This is a genomic window from Nocardia neocaledoniensis, assembly GCF_029868625.1.
GTDB classification, from domain to species: domain Bacteria; phylum Actinomycetota; class Actinomycetes; order Mycobacteriales; family Mycobacteriaceae; genus Nocardia; species Nocardia neocaledoniensis_A.
The window spans coordinates 1-8,133 of sequence record NZ_JARWOJ010000215.1 but is presented as its reverse complement, the minus strand read 5'-3'; the positions used below and the strand labels follow the sequence as shown (position 1 = coordinate 8,133).

Annotated in this window: 7 protein-coding genes; all 7 read right to left on the bottom strand. The window is 67.5% G+C overall.

The window, feature by feature from the left end:
* Positions 1–1,669 (bottom strand): acyl-CoA dehydrogenase family protein (locus tag QH270_RS15950; RefSeq protein WP_280342745.1); only part of this gene is annotated, 1,669 nt, incomplete at its 3' end.
* Between the two features lie 199 nt (positions 1,670–1,868).
* The gene (locus QH270_RS15945) at positions 1,869–2,771 is read right to left on the bottom strand and encodes a hypothetical protein (protein ID WP_280342743.1); all 903 of its coding nucleotides are present in this window, start codon (positions 2,769–2,771) and stop codon (positions 1,869–1,871) included.
* Complete coding sequence (locus QH270_RS15940; RefSeq protein ID WP_280342741.1) at positions 2,768–3,628, bottom strand: hypothetical protein; 861 nt, start codon at positions 3,626–3,628, stop codon at positions 2,768–2,770. The genes QH270_RS15945 and QH270_RS15940 overlap by 4 nt, the downstream gene beginning before the upstream one ends.
* On the bottom strand, positions 3,625–4,437 hold the full coding sequence (locus QH270_RS15935) for a DUF4913 domain-containing protein (protein WP_280342747.1): 813 nt from the start codon (positions 4,435–4,437) through the stop codon (positions 3,625–3,627). The genes QH270_RS15940 and QH270_RS15935 overlap by 4 nt, the downstream gene beginning before the upstream one ends.
* A 35-nt stretch (positions 4,438–4,472) precedes the next feature.
* Positions 4,473–6,467, bottom strand: coding sequence for a type IV secretory system conjugative DNA transfer family protein (locus tag QH270_RS15930; protein ID WP_280342738.1), 1,995 nt, complete (start codon positions 6,465–6,467; stop codon positions 4,473–4,475).
* On the bottom strand, positions 6,376–7,614 hold the full coding sequence (locus QH270_RS15925; protein ID WP_067641734.1) for a hypothetical protein: 1,239 nt from the start codon (positions 7,612–7,614) through the stop codon (positions 6,376–6,378). The genes QH270_RS15930 and QH270_RS15925 overlap by 92 nt, the downstream gene beginning before the upstream one ends.
* Positions 7,615–7,828: 214 nt before the next feature.
* Positions 7,829–8,133, bottom strand: a 305-nt coding sequence (locus QH270_RS15920; protein ID WP_280342733.1) for a hypothetical protein, incomplete at its 5' end; no start/stop codon positions are given.

Genomic DNA, 8,133 nt, shown 5'->3' with positions numbered 1-8,133 from the left:
GGTGTAGCTCGCGGTGGACGCGTTGGGCGCGCCGGGGTGTCATCTGTCGGTGGGCGGCGAACCAGGTTCCGCGGGCCACGATTCGTTCCAGCGTGTAGACCGCGGTGGCGGATTCGAGCAGGCCTCGGGCGGTGTCGTCGCCGACGGAGGACGCGGCGGTCCACAGCGCGGTCGCCGCGAGTCGTTCGCTGGTGGCGGCGGCGAGTTCGATGGCGGCGGTGTCGCGATCGAGTGCGGTCCCGGCCGGAGTGATGTCGTCGCGTCGGAGTCCGGCCGCGATGGTGGTCGCTCTGTCGGTGAGCATCCGGAGGTGCCAGGGCAGATGCGAGGGGGTGGCGGGCAGTTCCAAGGTGGTGATGTCGAAGGTGAGTTGTCCGGCTTGTTTCCACAGCAGCTGTGATTCGCCTTCGGCGGTGATGATTCCTTCGGTGTTGCCGATCCAGTCCTGGATCCAGTTGGTGCGCAACGATCCTTGGGCGCCGCTGCGTTGCCGACAGGTCAGCAGGACCTCGTGGGCGGTGTAGGCCAGCAATGGTTTGATCAGCATCGACCACACCCCGATAAGCGGGTCTGTTGATGCGGCGGCGGCCATGTCCTGCACGCGGCGCCCGAGCACGCTGGTGGCGTACGTCGCTGCCAGTGCTGAGACGAGGTCGCGGCGGACCGTGCCCCGCTCAGCCATGGGGGTTCGGCCGCCGGGTCGGCGTTGCCGGGCGTAGTTGACCGTGACCGCCAACCCGGCGCGCGCACCGGCGGCGGCCGCACCAGCGAGATCGAGGCGTCCCTGTCCCAGGGTCGTGATCGCTTGGTGGAATCGTGCCCGCACCGGCACTGTCGATGCCATCCCGTGCGCGCCCATCACCGCCCATGTCCCACTGAGCAACCCATCAGCCGGGACGAACACCTTGTCGAATCGGATCAACGCGTGATCCATGGGGGCCCAACCCTTATCGGGCAGTGCGGCGACGTGCAGCCCCTGTGCGAGTCCTTGGTTCGTGCGCAACCTCAGGAGCAGGGGAAGGACACCTTCGTCGTGGCCTTCGATGATGAGGCGGGCGGTGACGACTCCGGTCTTCGGTGTTGTCGGGTCGGCGATGTTGGGCATGAATTTCCAGCTGGCCGGGTCAGGTGAGGTGAGCCAGAACCCGCCCCGGATGCCGTCCCAGGTCGCTGTCGTTCGCTGGTCGGCGCCGTTGGTGCCACCGAGCTCGGTCAACAACAACACTCCGACCGCCTGACCGGTGTCGAGTTCGGCGAGCAGCTCACGCTGGTAGGCGGACCCGTTGCCCAGGGCGCTGATCGCCCCGATCGACAGATCGAGATGCCCGGTCAGCACTGGCAGCAGGTGTGGGGCACAGACCGCGGCCCACTCACACAGAACCCCGCGCAGCCGGGTGTCGGCGGCGATCGCGGTCGCCGACCCGCCCAGCCCCGCAATGGTCGCGCGCAGCAGGTTCGGTGCCAGTCTCGCTTCAGCCGGGTACGTCGAACCGGTGCCGGGCCGGTCCCCGAGTTCGGCGATGACGTCACGCACGCGCTGGTGCATGTTCGGTTCGGTGCCGAGGATCGCGGTGCGCAACGCGGCGACGGTCGGATCACCGGATGAAGAGAACGATTGGCCCGCCTGACTGTGGCGAGCGGGGGTCGGCGGTAGATCGACGCTAGTCATGGCAAAGGTCTCCAAGCGTTTGTCTGGGCACTGGGGCGGAGGTGACTGCTGTGCGGGGCGGCTTTCGGCACTGCGGCTCACGCGGTTGCTCTTCGGGTCCTGCGATCGGGTTGCACCTGGCGTGTCGTTGCCGACCACCGACCGATCGGCGGCGTGGTGGTGGGCGTGGTAGTCCCGCGGTCGAGCTGACGACGGCTCGTCACGGTTCAGGTCCTGGCGTGAGTGGACGATCCGGTGGCGGCCCGACCGTGGTGTCGGCGTTGTGGTGGTCGGGTTCTGTTGCCGTGGGCGGCAGGGCGAGGTGGACGGCGGTTTCGATCCGTTGCCCGTCGGTGAGGGCCTCATCTGCGGGAGTCAGGTTGGTCAGTTGCAGGTGGGTGCGGGTGAGCAATTCCTCGACCGTGGGTGGCATCGGCAGACCGGTGTCACTGGCCGGTGGTGTGGTGGTGCGGCGCAGGCTGGCCAACGACGAGCGCACACTCGCCGCGATCACGGGGGTGGCCAGGTCGCGCCAGAGCGCGGTCAGGTCGTCGACGGCGAGCCGGTGGTGGGTGGCGAGCCGTTCGGAGAGGTGGGCATCGGTCACCGTCGTGCTGCGTGCGCGTTGGGCCGGGGGCATGTTGATCGCGGCGGCGGTGTGGATGATGCGGGTGCGGATCGCGACCATGTTGTGCCGCAGCTGTTGCGCCACAGCAGGTTCAGGCTCGGCTTCGATCCCGGCTCGGTGCAGATGGTGGTGGCGCAGTACCGAGACGGTGGCCATGTCGACGAGCCGGTGGGTGTCGGCGACGACTCTGCCGTAGCCGCGGCGGGGCACGTTGTTCTTCGGTGGGTCCCGCAGCACCGTGGTCGGTGGCCACGCCCTGTTCGACTGCCCGTATTCGCGGGCTTGGGTGATCCACACCGCTGGTACCGCCCGGCTGGCGGCCACGATCTCGGCGATGCTGCGATCGTGTTCGAGTCGCACCAGTTCGGGGGCATACGGCTGGCTTCGACGCAGCGCACCGGCACGGCGGGCCAGGTCATGAATGTTGTTGAGTGCCTCTGCTTGCGGGGCCGGTAGATCCGAGACCAGACGCGGCTGCGATGACGGGCGGGTCATGGCTCGATCCCGGGATAGTTGGTTTGCGGGTCACTGAACACGGGCTGGGTGGCCCACCCGTCGTTGTCGAGGTCGTGGGTGTATGCGCCGGTCGCGCTGATGGCGGCGTCGATCTGCGCACCGGGTGCGTGGGAGAACAACCCGATCACCCGAAGGTGGTTGTCGCCGAGAACGTCAAGCACTGCGCTCGGCTCTGGGGGCGCGATCCTCGAATCGGGGTCGATGCCGGCCTCGGCCAAGGCACGCGCCTGCACAGCGCAGCTGCTGATGTCCGTGGCCGCGATCGCCCGCCACTGGTGGGCGAGTCCGGCTTCGGTCAACCCCGCCGCCGCCGAGGCAGCAGTTTCGATCCACCGGTCGTGTGGCCATAGTTGTCGGGCCTCGTCAGCATCGACCCCGAGCAGGACACCGAGTTGGGCAGATCGTCGCCACAGGCTGTCGAGGTTGTCGTCGACGCCGGCAGTGCCGGTGTTCTGTGCGGCGGCGATAGGCCGGTAGGCGGCATGGATTCCGGTGAACCGCGCCAGGAGTTCGATGTCGGTGCGCAGGTTGTCGATCAGCGCTTCCCGATCGACCGGGGCGGCGCGGCGCAGGAACAGGTTGGTGTTCCAGCGGATACCTTTCGTGCCGCGCTCGCGGGCCTGATCGACCCACTCGACCGGCACCCCACCGGCGATGGCAGCGGCGCCGAGCTCGCTGTGCAGCAGCGCCCGCGCCTGGAAATCCAGTGTCCATTCCGGGGTCGGCTCGGTGCCGCTGGCGCGTTGGGTAGTCAGGAGCTTTTGGGAGTCGGCGGCCTGATTCTGCAGCGCTTTGAGGACCCGTTTCTGGACTGTGGTCGCGTTGGCCATACTCACTGCGGCTCACCTGCTTCGGTGAAGGCGCGAAAGTCCGGGCCGAACCCAAGGTGGTGGACTGCTGTAGACGCCCCCGGAGTGCCGAACCAATTCGACGGAACCGGTTCACCATCGAGGCCGGGGCTGTCGATGTGGCGGTCAGGTGTGCAGCGGTGCAGTGGGCCGTTGGCGGCGTCGAGGATGTACCGGAATTGGGGGTCGATGTGGCGGACGAACAGTGCGCTCATAGCCTGTTTGTCGTCGGCATCGACTGCGGCTTCGAAGCAGGCATGCAGGCCCGCGAAGCGGATGGCCACGCTCTGGTGGCGCCACCACTGCCGACACCACGTGTATTGGCCTTCCCGGTTGTTCGCGGCGATCTTCACCGACACCACCGGCAACAACCATTGCTGCACGAACTCGCTGTAGTGGCCGAACTTCTTCGCCGGTTTGTCATCGTCGACGGCGGCAGGGGTGGTGGTGCCGAACCAGCCAGGCGGGACAGGATCGAACGGCAACGACGGTGTCGCCTGGTGGTGATTACGGGTGCAGCGGTGCAGGGGGCCGTTCGCGGCGTCGAGGATGAGGTTGACGAGCGGGTCGAAATGGGTGAGCAGGAACGTGCTCAGGCTCGACCCCGCTTTGGCGCGGCGCATCGCCTCGAACGCGGTATGCAGATGTGCGATGCGGACGGCGACCGGGCGATGAGCCCACCACCGTGAGCACCAGGTGAAGGTGTTCTCCCGGTTGGCTTCGGCTAACCGGACGCTGATCGTCGGCAGCATCCACTTGGTGGCGAAGTCGGTGAAGTGGACGAACTGCGGTGCCATCGGCGCCGCCGCAGTCGGGGTCGGGGTCGGGCTGGTCACGACTGCCCCTCCCCCGTGGCAGGCTGAATGGCTTTGATCAGCGAAACCGGCTCCCCTTCGAACCGTTGCATCGACATGCGAACCAGCGGCGCGTACTCGCTGTCGAACCACGGGATTTTGCGGACGACGACCGGTCCGTGGCCGGGAAGACGAACCAGTGCCCGGTCTTTTGGTAGCGCGGCGAGCATCGCGACATCGAGGATCGGTTCGGCGCGCCAAGACAAGCTGCGTTGGATCCCTCCGGGGGTGTAGGTGCGGGAGCGGTCCGAGACGTCGTGTTGACCGGCCATCGCCGACCAATGCTCCAAATAGTCGCGCGAGGCGATGGACCCGCCGTAGACCTCGATCGACTGGGCCATCATCGTCTTCACACCATTGACCCCCCAGAGGTTTTCGCCCTGCTCAAGAACCTGGAGGATTGTCATCAGGATGATTCCGCAACCTGCGGCGTAGGTGTAGTAAGAGGGCAGTTCGCTGATGCGGGCGCAGTTGGCGGCCTCGTCGAGCACACACAACAGCGGTACCGCCAGCCGCCCGTCCGGCCGGGCCCGCGCCGTGGTCAGAGCGGCTTCCAGGACTTGCCCGACCAGGGCGGCGGTCAACGGGGTGGCACCGTCGGGTCCGGTCATCGACAACGGATAGAGGGTGTCGTTGGAGGTGACGAACGCGGCCGGGTCGAACTCCGGCAACAAATGGGTGCGGGGCTGCTCGGTGGACTCGATCAGGACCCCGTTGCGGATCGACGCCGACTTCCCGCCCCGACTCGGCGCCTTGGCGGCGGTTTCGCTGACCTGGAAGAGTTTCCGCACCGGTGGCGTGACCATCTGGGCATACCCGGAGTCCGACAGCACGTTGAGGAACCGGCGCGCCATGTCGTAGAGGCCGTCGCGCTGTCTCGCGTAGAGGCCTTGGCATTCGATGATGCGGGCGGCGGAGCGGTCGTGGCCGTAGTGGCGCAGGATCAACGCCGGGGTCGGGTCTTGGTCGCGGCCGAGCCATTCCGCGACATGGTGCAGGTCCCCACCCGCGCACGCGGCGGCGAAGATGTGTAGGGCGAATAGTTCTTGGGCGCCGCCGTCGAAGTAGGCGTCGGTTTTCGCGTTCGCGATTTCGTTCGCCGAACCCGCCGACCCGGAGACGAAGAATCCGGCGAGTTTGCGCGCTGCGGGGAGGCCGGTGACCTGGTTGAACAGGTTCACCCAGAACCCGCACACCACCTTCCCGGTGACCGCTTGCAGGTCGCACACCCACACTCGCCCGAGTTGTTCGCGGCCGTAGACGGTGTGCCGGTACAGGTCGGGTTTGTTCGAGGTGGCCAGGCACGGCCCCCACGCCGAAAGCACCGCCGGGATCGCCCACGCCACCGTCTTGCCGGTCCGCTGACCCGCCGTCACGGTGACACCGAGTTCGGCGGGAACATGCAGGGCGATGTCGCCGATGACCGTGCGCCCTAACAGCGGTCCCGGATTCGCTTGCACTTCTGGTGGGGCGTCGATGAGGAGGCGTTGGTTGTCGGCGAGGTTGTCGGCGGCGCGCGCGATGCGGATCTTGCCCGGCGGTTGCATGGTCCGCGCCGCCGCATCGACCTCCCCGCCGCTGGTTAACAATTGCGCTCCGCGGATCGCTCCTGCGCCGGTCACGCAGAGCAAGAACACCGCGATCGGGGTTGCTTGCCAAGGCCATCGCTTGTCTCCGGCGGCCACAGACAGCAAGGCGGCGAACGGGTTCCACGACAGGGGTTGCCCGGCCTGCCAGCTGCCGAGTTTCAAGGCTGCCCACAGCACGAACACGATCGCGAGCAGGGCTAGCAGGATCAGCAGCATGCTGGCTTCTTCACCCAGTCCGGACTTGGTGCGTCGGCGGGTTTCTCGGGGAGAGAACATCATTGACCTGGTCCTTTCAGAAGTGGAGGTCGACACCGGGCGCGTGGCGGGGTGCGTCGATGACACCGGTGAGTTCCGGGCTCGCCCAGTCGGCGGCGGGGTCGGCATCGGGCAAAGCAGCCTCGACCGCACTGGCGATCACCGCCCCACCCGGCGGGGCAGTGCTGGGATCCAGGCGGAGGGTGTTCTCCGCCCCTGCGGCGAGCGCCAGCGCAGGCGGCTTATCGAGGGCGAGACCGAGTTGGCTTCGCAGGGCGTTGAGTTCGGCCATAGCGGTGTCGCGTTCGCCCAGGACGTGCTCGAGTTGGGCCAGCCGCGGAGCTCCGGGCTGCTGCGACCAGTAGTGCCCGGCCAGGCCCGCCTGGTACGCGGCGGTGATCTCAGCGTGGTCGGCCCCGGCGAGCGCGGCGGCGCGGCGGGCGTGCCTGGCGCCGTCCATCAACCGCTCCAACTGGTCGATCCGGACCTGACTGCCTTCGGGTGATTCGTCGAATTCGGTTGCCAGCCGGGCGTGTTGCGCGGCCAGGTCTTGGACCCGGCGCACGGCGCCGATCTGGGCGGGCAACTGGTCGAGCGTGACGGTCGGGGTGAGGTAGGCGTTGCGTTGGGCGGCTGGCAAGAGGGCGGTGATCTCGTCGTCGCCGGTGTCGAGATCTCCGAGGGCTTCCTCGGCGGCGAGGAGTTCGTCGGAGCCGTTGATGATCGCCTCGACCTCGGCCATGCTCAGCTCTACTGCGGCTCGCCCGCCCAACGCGCGGTCGACGAAGCTGTCCGAGTGTGGTGCCTCCACGCCGGGGTCGGGTACGACGCTTAGGTGGCGTGGTCGCCAGCGGGCGCCGTCTTGGGTTGAACGGTCGTTGACCGGTTCGAGGTGTCCGGTCAGTTCCGCGGCTTGCCGCTGCGTCCGGATGGTGCTCGCGTCGATCCCGGCGCCACCTTCGATGAACGATTGCTGCAGCTGACCGAACTCGACGCGAGCCGTTTCGGGGTTCGCGGTCCAGGCATCGACCGCGCTGGCCAGGTCGTGCCACAACTGCTGATGCTCGGGTACGGGGCTTTGTTGCCACTGTCGGGCGATGTCGTGCGCGCGCGCTTTGTACTCGACGACCTGTGCCGGGGTTTCACCATAGGCGGCGATCTCACGTAGCTGGTGGTGAGTAGCGAAGTCGGCGCGCAGTTGGGCTTCGACGTGGTCGGCGGCGTCCCGGTAATAGGCGGGATCGGTGAAACTGCTTCCTCGGTTTTCCCAGGTCATCGAGCGCTCCCACCAGTGGAGAGCAGCCAGGGTGAGGCGGGATTCGAGGGTGAGGGTGGTTGGTCGTGGAGACGGTGGGGCATCGTGCTTCCTCGGATCGAGAAAACGTCACACCCTCGACGGGTGTGGTGAAGTCCCAGCGGTTCAGGTTCGGTCGCCTCGGTCCAGTTCCCCCTGGCCGCGACGCCGACAATTCACGAATCGTGCTGCGGCTCTATAGGTCTGGGCCGCGATTAGTGCCGATCTCACCGACAGGTCCGGGAACCGGATCGGGATCGGGTTCCCACGACCACGCCTTGTCCTCGCCCAGGGCGGCATCGACGACCGCGGTGATCGCGGTGCTCTCGGCGGCCAGATCGATCGAGTCGGCCTGGCGGATGGCGGTGTCGACGAGCTGGGACCGCAACGCGCTCGTCGCATCAGCGATCATCGTGCGCGGTGTCGGCGGCTCGAGCAGGGCGGCGCCGACGTCGGGACCTCGCGGAACATACGGCGGCACCGCCAACGCCGGATCGGCGC

Excerpts from the sequence above, each read along its gene's own strand:
- QH270_RS15945 (WP_280342743.1), bottom strand. The coding sequence starts at position 2,771 with ATGACCCGCCCGTCATCGCAGCCGCGTCTGGTCTCGGATCTACCGGCC.
- QH270_RS15935 (WP_280342747.1), bottom strand. The coding sequence starts at position 4,437 with ATGGCACCGCAGTTCGTCCACTTCACCGACTTCGCCACCAAGTGGATG.
- QH270_RS15930 (WP_280342738.1), bottom strand. The coding sequence starts at position 6,467 with ATGCCGACCCCGCCGCCGACTGGGCGAGCCCGGAACTCACCGGTGTCA.
- QH270_RS15925 (WP_067641734.1), bottom strand. The coding sequence starts at position 7,614 with ATGACCTGGGAAAACCGAGGAAGCAGTTTCACCGATCCCGCCTATTAC.